The sequence below is a fragment of the Sphingomonas lycopersici genome (assembly GCF_026130605.1).
GTDB lineage: Bacteria > Pseudomonadota > Alphaproteobacteria > Sphingomonadales > Sphingomonadaceae > Sphingomonas > Sphingomonas lycopersici.
In genome coordinates, this window is record NZ_JANFAU010000001.1 from 258,832 (window position 1) to 276,952 (window position 18,121).

Annotated in this window: 17 protein-coding genes; 5 read left to right on the forward strand and 12 right to left on the reverse strand. The window is 66.1% G+C overall.

Annotated elements, in window-relative coordinates:
* The first annotated feature begins 48 nt into the window (after nucleotides 1-48).
* Genes NED98_RS01050 through NED98_RS01065 form a run of 4 tightly spaced genes read left to right on the forward strand, consistent with a single transcriptional unit; the run spans nucleotide 49 to nucleotide 3,534 of the window.
* Entirely contained in the window at nucleotides 49-1,005 is a 957-nt protein-coding gene (locus tag NED98_RS01050; RefSeq protein ID WP_265311528.1) for a hydroxymethylglutaryl-CoA lyase, read from the forward strand.
* On the forward strand, nucleotides 1,002-1,682 hold the full coding sequence (locus NED98_RS01055) for an isochorismatase family protein (protein WP_265311529.1): 681 nt from the start codon (nucleotides 1,002-1,004) through the stop codon (nucleotides 1,680-1,682). The genes NED98_RS01050 and NED98_RS01055 overlap by 4 nt, the downstream gene beginning before the upstream one ends.
* Nucleotides 1,682-2,608: a polysaccharide deacetylase family protein gene (locus NED98_RS01060; RefSeq protein WP_265311530.1), complete on the forward strand. Its 927-nt coding sequence runs from the start codon at nucleotides 1,682-1,684 to the stop codon at nucleotides 2,606-2,608. Before NED98_RS01055 ends, NED98_RS01060 begins: the two co-directional genes overlap by 1 nt.
* Nucleotides 2,605-3,534 carry a polysaccharide deacetylase family protein gene (locus NED98_RS01065; protein ID WP_265311531.1) on the forward strand — a complete coding sequence of 310 codons (930 nt, stop codon included), beginning with the start codon at nucleotides 2,605-2,607 and terminating at the stop codon, nucleotides 3,532-3,534. Before NED98_RS01060 ends, NED98_RS01065 begins: the two co-directional genes overlap by 4 nt.
* A gap of 76 nt (nucleotides 3,535-3,610) precedes the next feature.
* Here the strand turns inward: NED98_RS01065 and NED98_RS01070 are convergent, their stop codons facing one another.
* The 4 genes from NED98_RS01070 to NED98_RS01085 all read right to left on the reverse strand — a co-directional run bounded on the left by NED98_RS01070 (nucleotide 3,611) and on the right by NED98_RS01085 (nucleotide 6,946).
* Nucleotides 3,611-3,940 (reverse strand): hypothetical protein, encoded by a 330-nt coding sequence (locus NED98_RS01070; RefSeq protein WP_265311532.1) that lies wholly within the window; start codon nucleotides 3,938-3,940, stop codon nucleotides 3,611-3,613.
* Nucleotides 3,937-5,067, reverse strand: a complete 1,131-nt coding sequence (locus NED98_RS01075; RefSeq protein WP_265311533.1) for a class I SAM-dependent methyltransferase — start codon at nucleotides 5,065-5,067, stop codon at nucleotides 3,937-3,939. The genes NED98_RS01070 and NED98_RS01075 overlap by 4 nt, the downstream gene beginning before the upstream one ends.
* Nucleotides 5,068-5,152: 85 nt before the next feature.
* Nucleotides 5,153-6,085 (reverse strand): VOC family protein, encoded by a 933-nt coding sequence (locus tag NED98_RS01080; protein ID WP_265311534.1) that lies wholly within the window; start codon nucleotides 6,083-6,085, stop codon nucleotides 5,153-5,155.
* 84 nt (nucleotides 6,086-6,169) lie between these two features.
* Nucleotides 6,170-6,946 carry a GntR family transcriptional regulator gene (locus NED98_RS01085; RefSeq protein WP_265311535.1) on the reverse strand — a complete coding sequence of 259 codons (777 nt, stop codon included), beginning with the start codon at nucleotides 6,944-6,946 and terminating at the stop codon, nucleotides 6,170-6,172.
* A gap of 86 nt (nucleotides 6,947-7,032) precedes the next feature.
* Between NED98_RS01085 and NED98_RS01090 the strand changes: the two genes are divergently transcribed.
* Entirely contained in the window at nucleotides 7,033-7,446 is a 414-nt protein-coding gene (locus NED98_RS01090; protein WP_265311536.1) for a GlcG/HbpS family heme-binding protein, read from the forward strand.
* A gap of 31 nt (nucleotides 7,447-7,477) precedes the next feature.
* Here NED98_RS01090 and NED98_RS01095 read toward each other — a convergent pair whose 3' ends face one another.
* The 8 genes from NED98_RS01095 to NED98_RS01130 all read right to left on the reverse strand — a co-directional run bounded on the left by NED98_RS01095 (nucleotide 7,478) and on the right by NED98_RS01130 (nucleotide 18,113).
* Entirely contained in the window at nucleotides 7,478-8,335 is an 858-nt protein-coding gene (locus tag NED98_RS01095; RefSeq protein ID WP_265311537.1) for an SDR family NAD(P)-dependent oxidoreductase, read from the reverse strand.
* A gap of 5 nt (nucleotides 8,336-8,340) precedes the next feature.
* Nucleotides 8,341-10,320 (reverse strand): FAD-dependent oxidoreductase, encoded by a 1,980-nt coding sequence (locus NED98_RS01100; protein WP_265311538.1) that lies wholly within the window; start codon nucleotides 10,318-10,320, stop codon nucleotides 8,341-8,343.
* A 2-nt stretch (nucleotides 10,321-10,322) separates the two neighbouring features.
* Nucleotides 10,323-10,619: a hypothetical protein gene (locus NED98_RS01105; protein ID WP_265311539.1), complete on the reverse strand. Its 297-nt coding sequence runs from the start codon at nucleotides 10,617-10,619 to the stop codon at nucleotides 10,323-10,325.
* A 70-nt stretch (nucleotides 10,620-10,689) separates the two neighbouring features.
* The gene (locus NED98_RS01110) at nucleotides 10,690-13,005 is read right to left on the reverse strand and encodes a TonB-dependent receptor (RefSeq protein ID WP_265311540.1); all 2,316 of its coding nucleotides are present in this window, start codon (nucleotides 13,003-13,005) and stop codon (nucleotides 10,690-10,692) included.
* Nucleotides 13,006-13,110: 105 nt separating this feature from the next.
* Nucleotides 13,111-13,962, reverse strand: a complete 852-nt coding sequence (locus NED98_RS01115; protein ID WP_265311541.1) for an alpha/beta fold hydrolase — start codon at nucleotides 13,960-13,962, stop codon at nucleotides 13,111-13,113.
* Nucleotides 13,959-15,413, reverse strand: a complete 1,455-nt coding sequence (locus NED98_RS01120) for an FAD-dependent oxidoreductase (protein WP_265311542.1) — start codon at nucleotides 15,411-15,413, stop codon at nucleotides 13,959-13,961. Before NED98_RS01120 ends, NED98_RS01115 begins: the two co-directional genes overlap by 4 nt.
* Before the next feature lie 106 nt (nucleotides 15,414-15,519).
* Complete coding sequence (locus tag NED98_RS01125) at nucleotides 15,520-16,866, reverse strand: MFS transporter (protein WP_265311543.1); 1,347 nt, start codon at nucleotides 16,864-16,866, stop codon at nucleotides 15,520-15,522.
* Between the two features lie 41 nt (nucleotides 16,867-16,907).
* Nucleotides 16,908-18,113, reverse strand: coding sequence for a class I SAM-dependent methyltransferase (locus tag NED98_RS01130; RefSeq protein WP_265311544.1), 1,206 nt, complete (start codon nucleotides 18,111-18,113; stop codon nucleotides 16,908-16,910).
* Nucleotides 18,114-18,121: the final 8 nt, after the last annotated feature.

An 18,121-nucleotide genomic window follows, 5' to 3' on the forward strand; every position in this document is an offset into this window, starting at 1 on the left:
TGTCGTCATTTGATATAGAAATAGGACAATAAGGCAAGCGGAGGTTTGATGGCGCCCGAGATATTGGTCAGCGAGGTCGGCCCGCGCGACGGGCTGCAGAGCATCAAGAACATCCTGCCGACCGACGTCAAAAAGGCGTGGATCGCGGCCGAAGCGGCGGCGGGGGTGCGCGAGATCGAGGTCGGCAGTTTCGTTCCGGCGAAGCTGTTGCCGCAACTCGCCGATACTGCCGAAATCGTCGCCTTTGCCAAGACGATTCCCGGTCTGACGGTGGCGGTGCTGGTGCCTAACCTGCGCGGCGCCGAGGCGGCGATCGCCGCCGGCGCGGACAAACTCACCCTGCCGCTGTCGGTTTCCGAGACGCACAGCCTCGCCAATCTGCGCCGCACCCACGAACAGGTGATCGACGAGGCCCGCGCGATCGCCAAACTGGTCGCCGCGCAGCCCGAAGACCGCCGGCCGCATTTCGAGGGCAGCCTGTCGACCGTGTTCGGCTGCACGCTCGAAGGCGCGATCCCGCTGGCGCAGATCCTGCGTCTCGCCGAGGCGCTGATGACCGCAGGCTGCGACGAGGTCGGGCTGTCCGACACGACCGGCTACGCCGATCCGAAAGCGGTGAAGGACATGGTCCGCGCGGTGCGCGGCGCGGTGGGGGATGCGGCGCTGACCGGCATCCATCTGCACAATACCCGCGGGCTCGGCCTCGCCAATGTGCTGGCGGCGCTCGATATGGGGCTGACGACGGTGGACGCCTCGCTGGGGGGGATCGGCGGCTGCCCGTTCGCGCCGGGGGCGAGCGGCAATATCGTCACCGAGGATCTGGTGTTCATGCTCCAAGCGATGGGGCTGAAGACCGGGATCGACCTGCCCCGGCTGCTCGAGGTGCGCAAGATCATCGCCGGCGCGCTCCCCGACGAGCCGCTCTATGGCTTCACCCCCGACGCCGGGCTGCCGCTCGGCTTCGTTCCCGAAATTCAGACACGCTCGATGGAGGCTGCGGCATGACGATCGGCACCCGAATGATTTGCGAAGAAAAGACCGCCCGGCAATTGTTCGAAGAAGTGATGGCCAATCCCGCCCGCGCCAAATTCGGCTTTGGCGAGAGACTGGCGATCGTCAATGTCGACTTCCAGAATGCCTATACGCGGATCGACGAATTCAAGACCGCTTACGAAACCGATCCGCGCCAGATCGACTATGCCAATATCATCTCGCGTCTTGCCCGCGCAAAGGGAATGCCCGTCATCTGGACGCATGTCGCCTATATGAATGACGCCAGCGATGCCGGGGTGTGGGGAACGCGCACCGACACCCCCGATTCGCTCCAGAACATCAAATATAATTCGCGCCGCCACGCCTTCGACGACCGCTGCGAAATCGATCACGAGCGCGACGCGATCTACACCAAACGGATGCCCTCGGCGTTTTTCGAGACGCCGCTGCAGAGCCTGCTGGTGTGGCACAAGGTCGATACCGTCGTGGTGACGGGCGGCTCGACCTCGGGCTGCGTCCGCGCGACCGCGGTGGACAGCCTCAGCCGCGGCTATCGCACGATCGTCCCGATCGAGACCTGCGCCGACAAGCATGAAAGCTATCACTTCGCCAATCTGACCGATCTCCAGCTCAAATATGCCGATGTCGAGCCGGTGCAGACGGTGATCGACTGGCTGGAGGCACGCTGATGCGCGAGGGAGAGAAGGATCCCGGGCTGTACGATTTCCGGCCGTATCGCGATCGCGCAAGGCTGGAATGGCCCGAGGGCAAGAAGGTCGCGGTGTGGGTGTCACCCAATCTCGAATTTTACGAGATCGACCCACCCGCCAACCCGCAGCGCAAGAGCTGGCCCAGGCCGCACCCCGACGTGGTCGGCTATGGCCACCGCGATTATGCCAATCGCATCGGGCATTGGCGGATGGCCGAGGTGATGGAAAAACACGGCTTCAAGGGATCGGTGTCGCTGTCGGTCGCCTTGTGCCAGCATCACCCCGATGTCGTCGCCAATGCCAATGCGCTCGGCTGGGAATTCTTCAGCCACGGCATCTACAACACCCGCTACAGCTACGGGATGGACGAGGCGCAGGAACGCGCGATCATCGAGGATTCGATCCGCACGGTGCGCGACGCCACCGGCCAGACGATCAAGGGCTGGCTCGCGCCGGCGCTGACCCACACCCCGCGCACGCTCGATCTGATCGCTGACTATGGCATGACCTATACCTGCGATCTCTATCATGACGACCAGCCGGGGCCGGTCCATGTGAAGCAGCGCCGGCTGGTATCGATGCCGTACAGCATCGAGGTGAACGATCATTACGGCTTCTTCGTCTACAATATGAGCCCGCGCGACTATGCCGATACGCTGATCCGGCAATATGATCGGCTGGCGGCGGAGGGGGAAACCTCCGGCACGGTGATGTGCATCCCGCTCCACAGCTATCTGATCGGCCAGCCGCACCGCATCGGTCCGTTCGAGGCGGTGCTGCGCCACATCGCCGCCGATGGACGCGCGTGGATCACCCGTTCGGGCGATATCGCCGATCATTTCCTCGCGACCGGCTATGACGCCGCGGTCGCCGACGCAGCCCGTTACGCAAAGGCCGACGCATGACGCTCGATCCCGCCTATCTCACCTATCCCAGGCGTCGCGCGGGGATGGATCACGATCTCTATCCCGCCGCACCAATGCCGTCGCGCAAACCGGTCAGCTGGCCGGGGGGCAAGCCCGTCGCGGTGACCCTGCTCGTCAACCTCGAATGGTTTCCGATCACGCCGGCCGACCAGCCGTTCCGCGCGCCGGGGCATATGGTGACGCCCTATCCCGACTATCGCCATTATACCGCGCGCGAATATGGCACGCGGGTCGGCTTCTACCGGTTGCTCGATGCCTTCGCCAAGGCCGGGGTGAAAGCGACGATCGCGGTCAATTCCGCGATCGCGGAGCGTTATCCCTCGATCATCGCCGACATCCTTGCCGGCGGGCATGAGATCATCGCGCATTCGACCGACATGAACGCAACGATCGCGGGCGGCCTTGCCGAAGCCGAGGAGCGCGCGCTGATCGCCGAAGCGCGCGACAGGCTGGCCGAAGCGATCGGCGCCGCGCCGCGCGGCTGGCAATCGATCGCCCGATCGCAGAGCTTCAACACGCCACGGCTGCTGGTCGAAGCGGGGTTCGACTATATGTGCGACTGGGTGAACGACGATCTGCCCTATCTCGCGACCACCCAAGCCGGGACGATCGTCAGCGTGCCGTTCAACCACGAATTGTCCGACCGGCAGATGATTGCGGTGCAGCAGCAGTCGATGGACAGCGTGGCGCAGCAGATCGACGACGCGCTGGCGTGGCTCAAGACGGAGAGCGCTTATTATCGCGCCGGCCGCGTGCTGCCGTTCACGCTGACGCCCTATATCACCGGCCTGCCCTATCGCATGGACGCGTTCGAGGCATTGCTCGGCCGGCTGGCGGGCGATGATACGACCTGGTTCGCGACCGCGAGCGAGCTGGTCGACGCGTGGCGCCCGCAGGCGGCCTGATCGACAAGGAAACGGCCCGGCCGGAATCGCTTCCGACCGGGCCGCCATTGCCCACCCCCCGGGGGAACAGATCGGTTCAGCTTGCCGCCGCCGCGGGCGGCTGGACGCGCGGATCGAGCATGATGCGCAGCACCCGCGCGAGCAACGCCTCCATCGCCTCCTGCCGTTCCTGCGCGGCCTCACCGTCGTAACGCACATCGCGCAGCGCCGACACCGGTTCGTCGCGCAACGCGGCGACCATCCGCTCGAGACGATCGATCCGGTCGTTCGACACCGACAATTCGATCAGCAGCGCAAGCGCGATATTGAGAACTTCCTCGGCCTCCGCATTGGCCAGGCTTTGCGGGCGCACGCCGCGCGCGGAGAGGATCAGCGCGGTGAGCGCCTCGGCGCTTGTCGTCGTCACGCCGGCTTCCTCGCGCTGATCGCATACCAGCGATTGCCGGCAAATCCCTGAACCGCCGCGAGATCATGCTCGACGATCTCATCCGCCGCGAAACCGGCGGCGCGCATGTCGGCGCGCAGATCGGCGGTGGCATAGGTGCTCCAATGGACTTCGCCATTGAAATGCGTGTCCCAGTCGCGCTCGACCTGGTGGACGATCGTCGGCTGGTCGCGGATCGCGACGTCCTGATGGATCACCACGCCGCCCGGGCGGACCAGCCGGCGCGCCTCGCGCATCATCGCGCGGCGCTTCGCCTCGCCGATCTCGTGCATCAGATTGTGCGAGACGACCAGATCGAAGCTGCCGTCCGCGAACGTCATCGCCGAGGCATCCATCTGGTGGAAATGCACCCCGACGCCGAGCGATTCGGCGCGTGCATGGGCATAACGCAGCATCGCCCCGCCGATATCGACCGCATGGACCTCGGCATCGGGATAATGCGCGGCATAAGCCGCCGAAGCCGCTCCCGCCGAGCAGCCGATGTCGAGGATGCGCTGCGGGCGGAGTCCGCCGAAACGCTCGTCGAGCAGCCTGATCACCACGCCGGCCTTGCTGTCGGCGCGGCCGATCCCCTGCCCGAAGGAGAAGACGTTGCCGCCGCATTCATAGAGCGCGCCGGCGACGACATCATCCTCGCCGCGATCCATCGCATAGCCACCGGGCTGCAGATGGATGTCGACATCGGCGACCTCCGCCGAGGGATCGTAATCGGGGTCGAGATTGAGGCTGCCCTTGCGATCGGGCGCGGTCACCAGCGCGCGCGCCGCGGCGCGCATGCGATCGAGATCGCGATAGATCGGTTCGCCGACCGAAACCCAGATCATCTCCTGCGCGGCGCGGTTGGCGGCGCTCCAACGGCGATAGCTCGGCGAGAGCAGGAAGGCGCGTTGCACCTCCTCGGGCGATTGCGGCGCGCGGCCATACGCCGCGATGAAGGCGGGCTGTGCCTCGCTCGCGAAAGCCTCGACGTTGCGCGGCCGCACCCGCGTGTTGAGCAGCCGCCGCAGCGCGACCACAGCCTCTTGCCGGCTACGCTGTTCGGCGCTGGTTTCGGGCAGCACGGCGTGCTGCAAATCGCGAACCTTCATCGCGGCTACCTCTCGAAAACTGATGAAGGCAGAAAAGCATAGCGGGTGGCGGACCGCAAGACATTTGATCTATCTTTGATACAAATCAACCCGCCTCGACCAGTTCGAGCAATTCGCCCGCCGGGCCGATGATCGTGCAGCTCCGCCGCCCGGCATAGATCGCGCCGCCGTGCCGCGCGGGCGGCGCGATCGCCAGCGCGGCGACGGGATCGAGCTGCTCAATCTCCAGCGTGACCAGCGCATTGCCGGGCGGCAGCATCATCGGATTGCCCGGGCGCGGGCCGGCGACCCGGCCCGGCCCGACGGGATAGCCGTCCAGCTCGAGCAGATTGCCGCGCTGGCGCATCCCGATCGCGCTGAGCTCGATCGTCTCGTCGGAGGAAAGCCGCTGCGCGCGCTGGATGATATCGACCTTGCTCTGCCGCACCGGGCGCTCGCGCAGCGCGAAATGATCCACATACCAGCGCAGCATCGCGCTGAAATCCTCCCCGGCGCAGACCGTGATGAACGTCCGCCCGACGAACCCGCTCGGCGGCGGCAGGATCGAGCTTTCGCGATCGCCGCTCTCCATCGTGAAATAGAGGCATTCGCCGCCCGGCCCGACCACCTGCATCGCGACGATCGACGGCATGAACTGCAAGGGACGCGGCGAACCGATGATCTCGAACGGCGATGTGGCGAGCCTGGCGGCGAGCGTGTGGACGTCGTCGACGATGATCTCGAACGCGGTCCAGCCGAACGAGGTGAGCGGGCGATAATCCGCCACCGCCGGCGCCTCGACCAGCCGGACGAACGTATCGGTCTCGCCCGCTGCGCGCATCGTGACGAAGCGCGCGCCGGCACTCCCCGGCCGGCCCCAGCTCGCCACCAGATCCGCGCCCAGCGCGCCACGCTCGACCGCCACGAAACCGAGATAATCGGCATAGCCGGCCTCGGCGGCGTCGAGATCGGGCACGCTCGCGGTGGTCGCGGCGATCCGCAGCAATTGCGGGTCGGTAAAGGTCGTCCAGTCGCTCATGCCCAATCCTCCCACCGGCGGGTCGCCGCGAAGGCTGGCCATGCCAGCTTTTTTGTTATATCTCTATATCAAATGAACCGTCGCTCAGAGCAAGTGCGCCGCCGAGCTCGGCGAGTTGAGATCGAGGCGGATCTGATAGCGATCGGATCGATATTGCGCGAGAATATGCTGCACCGGCACGCCATTGATGTCGAGTACGGTACGGCTGACGCGCAGGATCGGGGAGCCGATATCGACCTGCAGCATCGCCGACAGCGTCGCGTCGGCCAGCGTCGCCGAAATTGTCTGCCGCGCGGAGCCGATATGCACCCCGGCTTCCTCCAGCAGCGCCAGCATCGGGGTCGATTTGAGCTTGGCGCGCGTCATCTTCATGCCGAGCGCCGCCGGGATGTAGCTGACGAAATGGCCGACCGGCACGCCATCCAGCCCGCGCATACGGACAACGCGCAGCACCTTGCTGTTCACCGGGATCTCCAGCGCCTCGTCGATCGGCGGCCGTGCCGGGACGGTCTCCACCTCGAGCAGCTTCACCTTGGTGGCCCGGCCGAAGGTCAGCAGCGAATCGAGCGCCTGCTCGATATTGCCCTGGATCGGCTTGACCGGCGAGCGGAACACCACGGTCGTCCCCACGCGGCGCTTGCGCTCGACGAGATGGTTTTCCGCCAGCTCGTCCAACGCGCGCCGCGCGGTGATGCGCGACACGCCGAACTGCGCGGAAAGCTCCTGCTCGGTCGGCATGCGGGACCCGAAGGCACGCTCGCCGCTCGTGATCTCCTCGCGCAATTGCAGGAAGATCTGGTGATAGAGCGGCACCGCCTGGCCGCGGTCCACCGCGACGATTTCTTCGCTTTCACTTGGCAAGGAAAGTTCTCTCCCCTCTTTCGCGCACTTGCGATTGCGCGGTGATCCTTGCGGGCACGATTGGCAACAGGAAAGGTCTATCGAACATGCAATTCAAGCCATTTATTGACGCCGCCGAGGCCCGTGCGCTGATCGACGCCGGCGTTGCAGCCGCGCAAAGCGAGGGGCTGACGATGAGCCTCGCGGTGGTCGATGCGGCGGGATATCCGCTGGCGCTGCACCGGATGGACGGCGCGGGGCTGCTCACCGCGGAGGTCGCGCTGCGCAAGGCGCGCACCGCCGCGCTGCTCCGTGCGCCGAGCCGGGTGCTCGCCGAAAGGGTGGCGGGCGACCCCGCGCTGCTCGCGCTGACCGACTATCTGCCGATGGCCGGCGGCCTGCCCGCGACAGCCGAGGGCGGCGCGGTCGCCGGCGCGATCGGCATTTCGGGGGGCAATGCCGAGCAGGACGAACGGATCGGGAATGCGGCCCTCCTTGGATTGCGGCCCGCAGCTGGCTGAACCGATGCGGCGCGACACGGCGCCGCGCCTTTCAGTGCATCTCCTCCCCGCCCGACACGTTCATCGCCTCGCCGGTGATATAGCGCGCCTGCCCCGAGCACAGGAAAGCGCAGGCGTTGGCGGTGTCGCTCGGCTCGCCGACGCGGCCGAGCGGGATGCGCCCGCGCATCGCCGCCATATAATCGTCGAGCGTCTGCCCGCGCGCCTTGGCCATGAACTCATTCTGCCAGCCGCCCAGCCCGGTCGTGACATGATTGGGGCAGACCGCGTTGACGGTGATCTCCTCCGGCCCGAGCTCGATCGCCGCCGATCGGGTGAGGCCGACCAGCCCGTGCTTCGAGGCGATATAGGAGGAGGTGAGTGCCGACCCCGATTTCGAGCCGCGGCTGCCGATCGAGACGATCCGCCCGCGCCCCCAGCCGGCGTGAACCTCCTGCTTCAGCATCTGGCGCACCGCATATTTGGTTGCGAAAAAGGCGCCGCGCAGGTTCACGTTGAGCACCGTGTCCCACATCTCCTGCGTCGCATCGACCAGCGGGCCGAACAGATAGCCGACCCCCGCATTGTTGACGAGGATATCGAGCCGGCCGAACCGCTCGACCGCATAAGCGACCAGCGCCTCGACCTGCGCCTCCTCGCGCATGTCGGCCTGAAAGGTCGCGACCTCGGGATTGATCCGCCGGATGTCATCCGCCACCGCAGCCATCTCGTCGGTCGATCCGACGCCGTGCGCGGGCGCCATATCGCCCTCGACCCGGCCGAGATCGTGGATCACCAGCCTGACGCCGTCTTCGGCGAGCTTGCGCGCGATCGCCTCGCCCAGCCCGTTGCGCCGGCCCGCACCGGTGACGATCGCAACCTTGCCTTCGAGATCGGGATACATGGCCATCACTCCTATAATTCGATCGCCGCGCGATAGCCTTCGGCCGTGGCGGCAAGCGGAATGCGCGGTGCCTTGCAATCGCCGATCGTCCGCACTTCGATCCCGGCCGCACGCAGCGGCGCCGCCAGCGCGTCGTCGGGGATGCGCGCGGTGGCGTAAGTGAGGAACGAAACGTCGCGCAGCAGCGTCTCGGCGCCGCTGTAGATATTGGCGTAAGCGAGTTCGCCGTCCTCGATCTTCGGCGCCGGCAACGGGCGGACCGAGGTGATGATCTCCACCCCTTTGCGGTACAGCCGGTGGTAGACCCCCTGACGGACGACGAGCGATTCATCGCTGGCGATTCGCTCGCGCGGGGTGAGGATCGCGACCCGCTCGAACCGGCCGGCGAGAAATTCCGCCGCGTCATAGGTGAAGGCGCCGTGATCCTCGTCCCAGATCACTGCGGTGCCGGGGTTGCGCCCGGGATAAGCGGCAAGCTGACGGACCGCCTCGCGCAGATCGGGCACCAGCCCCTCCGCTTGCCACGCAGCCGGGAGGAAAGCGGGCCACGCCGGGGTCGCGCCGGTGGCGAGGATCACGACATCGGGCGTCAGCGCGACCAGCTCATCGAGCTCGACCCGCCGCCCGAGCCGGAAACGCACATCGTGGCGGCGCGCGGCGAGCTGCTGATAATCGTAGATGCTGCTCAGCCCCTCGCCGCCGGGCAGATCGGCGTGGAGCCGGGTCTTGCCTCCCGGTTCGTCGGACGCGCCGAACAGATGCACCTGATGTCCGCGCGCCGCGGCGACCCACGCCGCCTCCAGCCCGGCGATCCCCGCCCCCACCACCGCGACGCGGCGCGGGGTTGCCGCCGGATCGGGCTGCCAGTCGGCCTCGTCGGGCGCGCCGACCCGCGGGTTATTGTCGCACAACAGCCCACGGCCGGAGGTGATCATGTGCCAGCAGGTATTGCACGAGACGCAATAGCGGATTTCCGCCTCGCGCCCGTCGCGCGCCTTCGCCGGCCAGGCCGGGTCGGTGACGAGAGGACGCGCGAGCATCACCAGATCGGCGAGCCCGTCGCGGATGATCCGTTCGCCCTCATTGGGATCGGTTATGAGGCCGAGCGCGCCGAGCGGTACATCGGGCGCCGCCGCCCGCCCGAGGCGGTGGATCGTCTCGACATAGGGCGTGCGCGGCCCGTGATTGTCGGGGAGATGAGTGTAGAGCGTATCCGAATGGCTACCCCAGCAATAAGTGAGATAGTCCATCGCGCCCTCGGCATGGAGCCGCGCGGTGATCCGCGCCGCCTCCGCCTCGTCGATACCGCCCGCGATACCGTCCCACGCCGGCAGCTTGACGCCGATCAGGAAGCCGGTGCCGCACATCTCGCGGATGCCGCGCATCAATAGCCGCAGCAGCCGCGTCCGCCCCTCCAGATCGCCGCCGAACGCATCCTCGCGCCGGTTAGCGTGCGCGGAGAGGAATTGATGAAAGAGATGCCCGTGCCCGGCCGAAATCTCGACCCCGGCAAACCCCGCCCGGGCCAGCGCGGCGCAGCTTTCGACGAAGGCGTCGATCATCGCGTGGACATCGGCGGTGCTCATCGCCTCGGGCACCGTCCAGCTCAGGTCATCGGGCAGCGCGGAGGCGCCGCGCGCGTTGAGATTGCGGAAGCCGGCGCGGAAGCCGCGGCCGTTATCCTGCACCTGCCCGAGCATCAGCCCGCCCTCGCGCGCGACCGCCTCCGCCCAGCGCGCCAGCGCATCGGCGTTGACCCCCGACAGCACCTGCGGGCGGGTCGGCAGCGTCTGCCACGGCAGCATCGCCATAGGCTCGCTGACCAGCATCGCCGCGCCGCCGCGCGCGCGATTGACGTAATATGCGATCAGCCGGTCGGTGACGCGCCCGTCGACGCAATAATGCGTCGAGGTGGAGGCGTGAACGATGCGGTTGCGCAACGCGCGCCCGCCGACCCGCACGGGGGAAAAGAGATGCGGATAGGCGGTCACGCTCAATCCGGATCGTGGAAACGCATGACGCGGCGAATGAACCCGTTGTTCCACGCCGCGCGCTCGGCCTCGACCGCCGCGCTCGGCTGATAGGCCTCGATATCGGCGCGGGCGATGCTGCCCTTTTCCTCGAGCAGCCGCTCGATCGTATCCTGCCGCTCGCGCAGCGCGGATACTTCCGCCATCAGCTCGAGCAGGAAGGTCATGATCTGGTCGGTCGCGGGATCGTCGAAAAAGCGCGATCGCTTGCCCTTGCTCACCCGCGGGAGCTTCACATCGACCTGCTTCGCGTCCGCCATCGCTGCCGCCTTCAAGAAAAAAGACGGAGCGGGGAGATTGGCGCTCCCCGCTCCGCCAGTGTGCCTATGGTTAGAAGTTGTAGCGCACCCGCGCCATCCACGTCCCCGGATTGTTGAGATACGGATAGATCAGGAACGAGGTCTTATAGGTCGAATTGAAGCAGTTGCTGCATTCGACCCCGACCGACCAGCCGGCATCCGAGGCAAGCGTCAGCCCGCCGTTGAACAGGCTGTGCGCCGGCTGGAACCCGGCCTTGTCGTTCGAGGTCGAGACCCAGGTGCCACTGATGTAATTCCAGTTCGCGCTCGGCTGCAGCGAATAGCCGCCGCCGAGATCGAAGCTGTAATTGGCGCCGAGCGTCGAGGTGAAACGCGGCGCGCGCGTCGGCTGCCCGATGCCGCCGGTCGGCGTGACGATGCCGGTGTTGCAGTTATTGGCGAAATTGCCCGCCAGGCAGCGCGCGATCTGATCCTTGGTGGCCTGGTTGAGATTGGTGTAGCGTGCGTGCTGGAGGCCGAAGTTCCAGAACAGATTGAAGTTGCGAACCGGCGTGAGGTTGATTTCGCCCTCTAGCCCATAATTCTCCATATCCGCCACGTTGCGCGTCAGATAAGTGATCGTGTTGGTGAGCGGGTTATAGCCGCCGCCCGGAAGCTGGGCATCATAATCCATGAAGTAGAAGCCGGTCAGGTTGACCCGCAGCTTGCGATCGAAGAATTCCGAACGGATGCCGCCTTCATATGACCAGATCGTTTCCTTGGTGAAGGCCACTGCGCCCGACGCATAATAAGCGCGCGAATTCCAGCCGCCGGACTTGAAACCCTTGGTCACCGAGCCGAACACCATCACGTCGGGCGTGATCTTGTAGTTGAGCGCGAAACGCGGGGTCCAGACCTTCGAGCGAAGCTCGGTCGGAATGCCCGCGTTGAGCACGTCCTGCGTGTCGAACGGCTGGTTGATCGCCGAAGACCGCGCGAGCGGGCTTCTGTTCGGCGTGAAGGTGATCGTCTTGTCCTCGTCGGTATAGCGGATACCGGCGGTGAAGGTCAGCTTCGGGGTGAGGTGAAGGTCGCCCTGGAAGTAGCCGGCATAGGCCTCGGTATTGTTGCGCATCACGCGATCGCCACTCACCGTCGGATTGCCGCTCAGCGGCACCGAGATATTGGCGAAGTTCGTCCAGTTGCGCTCGTTGACGTAATAGAAGCCGCCGACATAGCTCAGGAAACCGTTGAAGGTCGTACCGGTGACCTTGATTTCCTGGCTGAACTGTTTGCTCCAGCTGTCATTGACCAGCGGCGTCGAGGTGCCGCGCGCGCCGGAGATGAAGTCCACCCCGTCGAACACCACGCTGGCGCTGCTCAGCCCGGCGAAGCTGTCGCTCATATATTTCTGGCGCAGATAGGAATAGCCGGTGATGATGTTGATCGCCGCATTGTCGCCGACATCGATCTGCAGGTTCGAGCTGACCAGCGCCGACCGCGCGACATTGCCAAGCGCGATATCAGCGAGCCCCGCCGAGACCAGCCCGGTGCCGAGCCCGCGATCGTTGCGGAACGGGGTATAGCTGACGCGCTCGCCGGTCTTGGCATCGCGGAAATTGGGCAAATTGGCGACCGAGGAATAGGTATAGCTCCCCGCCAGATCCCAGGTCACCGTATCCGACGGAAGCGCGCGTAGCGCACCGCGCACGCCCCAGCTTTCCTCGCCGTTGAGCTTCTGCCCGGTCACGCGATCGTTCACATAGCCGTCCGCGCGCGTGTAATAGCCGCTCACTTTGGTCAGCAGCTTCTCGTTGAGCGGCAGATCGATCGAGGCGCGGATCTGCGCGCGGTTATAGCGGCCGTACCCCGCATCCATATAGCCGGTGATATGATCGCTCGGCTTGCGCAGGATGACGTTGATCGCGCCGCCGGTGGTGTTGCGGCCGAACAAAGTGCCCTGCGGCCCGCGCAATACTTCGAGCCGCTCGATATCGAAGAACGAGAAGTTGTTGGCACCCTGGCGCGAAATATAGATGTCGTCGACATAAGTCCCGACCGGCGGATCGAAGGTCGAGATCGACTCGGTATTGGCCAGGCCACGCAACGAATAGGTGTTCGCGGTACCCAGCGCGGTATTGTTGTGGCCAATCAGGTTCGGCACGTAATTGACCAGATCGAGCGTGTTGTTGATCTGGCGCAGCTTGATGTCGTCGCTGGTCATGGCGGTGACGGCGAGCGGTACTTCCTGCAGGCGCTCTGCACGACGCTGCGCGGTCACGACGATATCGGTGCTCGCGACGTTTTCCTCGGCGGCCGGCGCGGGCGCGGTCTGCGCCACTGCCGCGGTGGAGGAGAGCAATACCGCCCCCACGAAAATACCAGCCTTGCGTGAGTTCAGAACCATGACCGTCTCCCTGAGTTCGTTAGAGTCCCGGGGGGTGTTCCCCTCCGCGGCGCAAACAACGGCCCCAATTCACAGCACCGCTATTTGTTATATCCTTATATCAAATCAGCTGCGTGTAAACCGCTTTTTGCACGCCGCGTCGCGGGGCATCGCCGCGAGGAATTCGCGTATCGGCATGATCCATTCGGCGGGGCGGTCGAGCACCATGCCGGGGCCGCCGGGCAATTCGGCGTAGGACCAGTCGGGCCGCGCGGCACGCAGCCGCGCGCCGGATTCGAACAGGGGATCGGTCCGGCTCGCCACGATCATCGTCGGGCAGGCGATCCGCGGCACGTCCCGCTCGAAATCGTGGCGCGGGATCACCGAATGGCCGTGTTCCTTCCACGGGCCGTGCGCGAAATAGGTGACGACCGCGATGTGCACCGTCTCGTCGCTCCAGTCGGCGTCGCCGACGCGGCGCACCCACGCCCAGCGGTCAGCAAAGTGGCTGCCGTCGGGCGCGATCTGCTGATCGTCGGCGAACCGCCCGACGCGCGCCTCGCGCTCGGCGGCGTCCAGCAACGGCGCATTGTCGAGCACCAGCCCGGCGACCAGCTCGGGACGCTCCGCCGCGAGATGCCCCGCCGCCAGCCCACCGCCGCGATGGCCGATCACCACCGCCGGGCCGATCCGCAATTGTTCGATCAGCGCGCCGGTCGCGGCGGCATAAACCTCGATCCCCGGCCGCGCTGGCGGATCGGACATGCCATGCGCGGGCAGATCGAGCGCGATCGCGCGATAGCCGGATCGCGCGAGCATCGGCAGCACATGGCGAAACTGGATCGACGCCCAGGGCGCCTGATGCACCAGCACGACCGGCGCGCCCTCGCCCAGGCTGCGATAATGAAGCTGCCCCTCGGGCCCGTCGACATAGCCGCGGCGCTCGCCGGGCAGCGCGGTAAGGATCGGCAACGTCATCGCCGCACCTCGAGCGGGATCATATGATCGCCGAGCAACCGACCGAAGGTCATCGCCGGGGTGACCATCATCCCGCCGCACGCGGCCTTGCCCATCGTCTGGCTGGAGCCGAGGATTTCGCCGGCGGCATAGAGATTGGCGATCGGCGTGCCGTCGGGGCGGATGACGCGCAGCTCGTCGTCCACCGCCAGCCCGATCGCGCTCGATACCGCGCTCGCCTGCAGCCGGATCGCGTGGAACGGCGCTTCGGCGATCGGCAGCGGGTGATGCTCGCGCCCGAAGAAATCCTTCCCGGTCTCGACGCCGTAATTGAACCCGGCGACCGACCGGGCGAGCCCCTCGGCGTCGATCCCGGCGCGTTGCGCGAGATCGGCGAGCGTATCCGCGGTCACAAACGCCGGCCCGCCCGCCGCGAACGCCGCGATCACCTGGTCGCGCGTCCAGCCCTCGACGATCGACGGGGCTTCGGTCAGCATACGATGATCGAGGATGATCCAGTAACGCTGGCCGGGCTGGTGGAACAGCGCCATCTCGCGCGCATCGACGCTGTCGATATCCTCGCGCACGAAGCGCTGCCCGGCGACATTGACGTAGATCTCCCACGGCTGGCGCCGCTCGGGGAAATGCTCGATGCGCCCCACCGCGCGCGCGGGAAAGTTGTCGCTGTTGAACAAGGTGCCGAAATTGCAGAACAGGTTTTCGGCCCCGCGCGCATAGCCGCCCAGCGACTCGCCAAGCGCCAGCCCTGCCCCGCGCGACCAAGGCCAGGGCGCGGCATTGTAATGCGGCACGCCGTTGCGCGCGGCGAAGACCTCGGCATCGCCGGCATAGCCACCGCAGGTCAGCAGCACCGCCTGTGCACGGATATCGTGCGCCACGCCATCCGGCCCACGCACGATCGCGCCGGTCACCGCGCCCGCATCGTCAGTGGTCAGCGCGGTCACCGCATGATTGAGCCGCACCGTAATCGCGCGGTCACGCGCCAATTGCTCGACGATCGGGACGAGCACGTTCTTGACGCTGATCCCGCCCTCGCGCCCCCAATAATAGCGCGGCACGCGATAGGGCTCATGCCCGAAACCGGTGACCGGATGCTCGGGCAACGGCTCGAACCCCTCGTCCATCAGCCAGTCGAAGGTCGCAGCGGCATGATCGACCGCGCGGCGCACCAGCCCGGGGTTGGCGGTGCCGCGGCTGATCCGCATCACATCCTCGAAATGCAGGTCGGCGCTATCCTCGATCCCGCGCGCGCGCTGGAGCCGCGTGCCCGCCGCACTCATCTGCCCCGTCGCCACCCAGAGCGAGCCGCCGAGCCGATCGGCGTGATCGACCAACAGAACACGCGCGCCGCGCCGCGCGGCGAAGATCGCGGCCGGCAGCCCGGCCGATCCGCCGCCGACGATCAGCAGATCGATATCGTCATCCTGTCGCACCTGCTCCGCAGCGTCCACGCGTGCTCCCCATCCCGATCGCTCGGCCGAAATCAAATGTACTATTTATATATCAAATCATCCGCGCGTCGCGAAATCAAGCGCGGTGATCGCGGCGCAGCCCGCCTCAGGCGGTCGCGAGCTCGGCCTGCCCCGCCGCGCGCGGCGCTTCATCCCTCAGCGTCTCGGCCATATCGGCGGCTAGCGCGCGATAATGTTTGAGGCCGAGGCAGACGAATAACAGGGTCGGAAGGCCGATGATCACCACGAACCCGCTCAGCGCCACGCCGATCGCCTTAGGCGTGCCCATCCAGTCGGTCGCCGCGCCGATCAACGGCGGCCCGAGCAGCGGGCCGACCAACGTGATCACGGTGTTGAAGATCGCCACCGAACGGCTGCGCATCTCGCCCGGGGTGATCATCTGCAACGCCGCCGGACCGCCGGCGGTGGCGGCGGATTTGCCGATGAAGGCGATGAACATCGCCACCACCGCCCATTGCGCCGAGGGCATGATCGGATAGAGCGCGCTCGCCGGCACGGTGATGAACAGGCCGAGGATCAGCACGCGCATCGCGCTATCCTCCTTGCCTTTGCCCAAGGCGTTGCTCGCCCACAGCGCCAGCGCGGTGCCGATCGGGCCGGCGGTGAAATAGAACAGCCCCGTCACCGCGCCGATTTCCGCGACGTTCCAGCCATAGACGCGCTGGAACAGCGGCACGTTCCACAAGGTCAACGTGCTCATCGCGAAGTTGCACGTCGCGCCCAGCGTCACCACGCCGAACCCGCGCCAACGCTGGAGCATGTAGCGCAGCGCGCTCGCCTGCGGCCCCTGTTGCGGCGCGAGCCGCTCGGTGCGCGCCGGCTCGCGCACCGTCAACATCAGCAGCGCGAACAGCAGCCCCGGAATGCCGACGAGGAAGAAGGCGAGCTGCCACGGCTCGAAACTGCCCAGCCCGAACAAGTGCATCGGCCCGCTGTCGTGCAGGGCCGAGACGAGATAGCCGCCGAGCAAGAACGCCAGCCCCGCGCCGAGATACGGCCCGGCCATATAAAGACTGATCGCCCGCGCACGCTCCTTGCGGTTGAAATAATCGCTGATCATCGAGACCGAGCAGGGGCTGACCACCGCCTCGCCCAACCCCAGCCCGAAGCGGAAGAAGAGCAGCGGGAGGAAGCTCATCGCAAAGCCGCTCATCGTCGTCATCATGCACCAGATGACGATGCCGGCGACGAGCAGCCATTTGCGGCTCGTGCGATCGGCGAGCAGCCCGAGCGGGATCGTCACCAGCACGTTGAACGTCGAAAAGGCCGGCCCCATCAACAGCCCGACCTGAAAGTCGCTCAGGTCCATCGCCTTTTTGATCGGCTCGACCAGCAGCGACAAGATGTAGCGATCGAAATAGGAAAGAACGAAGACCAGCAGCAGCAGGACGACGACATACCAACGGTATAATGCTCCCGTGCGCTGTTCCACCGGCGTCCCTTCTTCCCGTAAATATTTGTTATATTGAGATACTATAGCGGCAAACTGCTGCCGAAGACGTACCAGCCGCCCTTGCCGTGCCGCGGCCGGCCGGGCTCGTCCCAGCCGAAGGCGTGGTGGCGATCGGGATAGGCGTTCACGTCGGGCAGGATCTGCGCGAAGCTGCGCGCGCGATCGAACCCGGCCGTCTCCATCAACGCGATCGGATCCTGCGCGCGAAAGGCGGTGTAGAAGGGCTCGTTGTTATTGTCGGTATCCCAGTTCCAGAAATAATCTTCCCAGGCATCGACCAGCCCGGTCGCGGGCAATTCCTGATGCACCATCATCCCGCCGGGGCGCAGCAGCCGGCGGCATTCCGCGAGCACCTTGCGCGTCGCCTTCACCGGGATCTCGTGGAAGAAGAAGCTCGAGACGATCAGATCGAAATACCCGTCGGGGAAATCCAGCGCTTCGGCATTCTGCTGGCTGAAATGAACCTTTATCCCCTCATGTTCGGCGACCGCATGACCCCAACGCAGCAACGGCGCGGCGAGATCGACGCCATAGGCCTCCACGCCGGGAAACGCCTCGACATAAGGAATCAGATTCTTGCCCGACGAGGTGCCGAGATCGAGGATCCGCAGCGGGCGGAAATCGGGCCGCTCATGCTTGATCCAGCGGCTGATCACCCGCGCCACCCCGCCCCAGCTGCGGTGGCTCATCGTCGCCGAAAAGACCCGTGCGCCGAGGCTGACGACGGCGCCCTGCGCAACATCGTCCTCGACCCATTCACTGTGGAAGCACCCCGGGGTGAGATGCACGTCGAGCGTGGTGAGATAGCGCGGCATCTCCAGCGCCGGATCGAGCCGCAGCGAGCCGCCGGCCGGGTTGCGCGCCGCCGCCTCGCGCGAAACCTCGATCATCTCGGGCAGCGCGCGTTCGATGCTGTCCTGCACCGAGAGGAAGCACATCTCCTGCGCGTTATAGCGTAGCGTGGAATAGAAACGATAGGACGCCTCGCGCTTCATCGCGCGCTCGATCGCCAGCGCATCGTCGAGCGCCTCGCCCTTCGCCGCGCGCTGCGGCTTCACGCGCGCGTCGAAATTGCGCTTGAGCGTCTCGGGCATGTCCTGGATCGCGAAGCGGCGCAGCGCGCTGCAGAAACGCTGGCGTCCGCGCTCCTCCAGCGTCGGCCGGGCGAGCGCCTCGATATCGGGGATCACCGAATTGCGTCGATCCAGCGGCGCGTTGGAAGCCATGTCACATC

Coding starts and splice junctions, on each gene's coding strand:
- NED98_RS01050 (WP_265311528.1), top strand. CDS start 49: ATGGCGCCCGAGATATTGGTCAGCGAGGTCGGCCCGCGCGACGGGCTG.
- NED98_RS01055 (WP_265311529.1), top strand. CDS start 1,002: ATGACGATCGGCACCCGAATGATTTGCGAAGAAAAGACCGCCCGGCAA.
- NED98_RS01060 (WP_265311530.1), top strand. CDS start 1,682: ATGCGCGAGGGAGAGAAGGATCCCGGGCTGTACGATTTCCGGCCGTAT.
- NED98_RS01065 (WP_265311531.1), top strand. CDS start 2,605: ATGACGCTCGATCCCGCCTATCTCACCTATCCCAGGCGTCGCGCGGGG.
- NED98_RS01075 (WP_265311533.1), bottom strand. CDS start 5,067: ATGAAGGTTCGCGATTTGCAGCACGCCGTGCTGCCCGAAACCAGCGCC.
- NED98_RS01080 (WP_265311534.1), bottom strand. CDS start 6,085: ATGAGCGACTGGACGACCTTTACCGACCCGCAATTGCTGCGGATCGCC.
- NED98_RS01090 (WP_265311536.1), top strand. CDS start 7,033: ATGCAATTCAAGCCATTTATTGACGCCGCCGAGGCCCGTGCGCTGATC.
- NED98_RS01095 (WP_265311537.1), bottom strand. CDS start 8,335: ATGGCCATGTATCCCGATCTCGAAGGCAAGGTTGCGATCGTCACCGGT.
- NED98_RS01105 (WP_265311539.1), bottom strand. CDS start 10,619: ATGGCGGACGCGAAGCAGGTCGATGTGAAGCTCCCGCGGGTGAGCAAG.
- NED98_RS01110 (WP_265311540.1), bottom strand. CDS start 13,005: ATGGTTCTGAACTCACGCAAGGCTGGTATTTTCGTGGGGGCGGTATTG.
- NED98_RS01115 (WP_265311541.1), bottom strand. CDS start 13,962: ATGACGTTGCCGATCCTTACCGCGCTGCCCGGCGAGCGCCGCGGCTAT.
- NED98_RS01130 (WP_265311544.1), bottom strand. CDS start 18,113: ATGGCTTCCAACGCGCCGCTGGATCGACGCAATTCGGTGATCCCCGAT.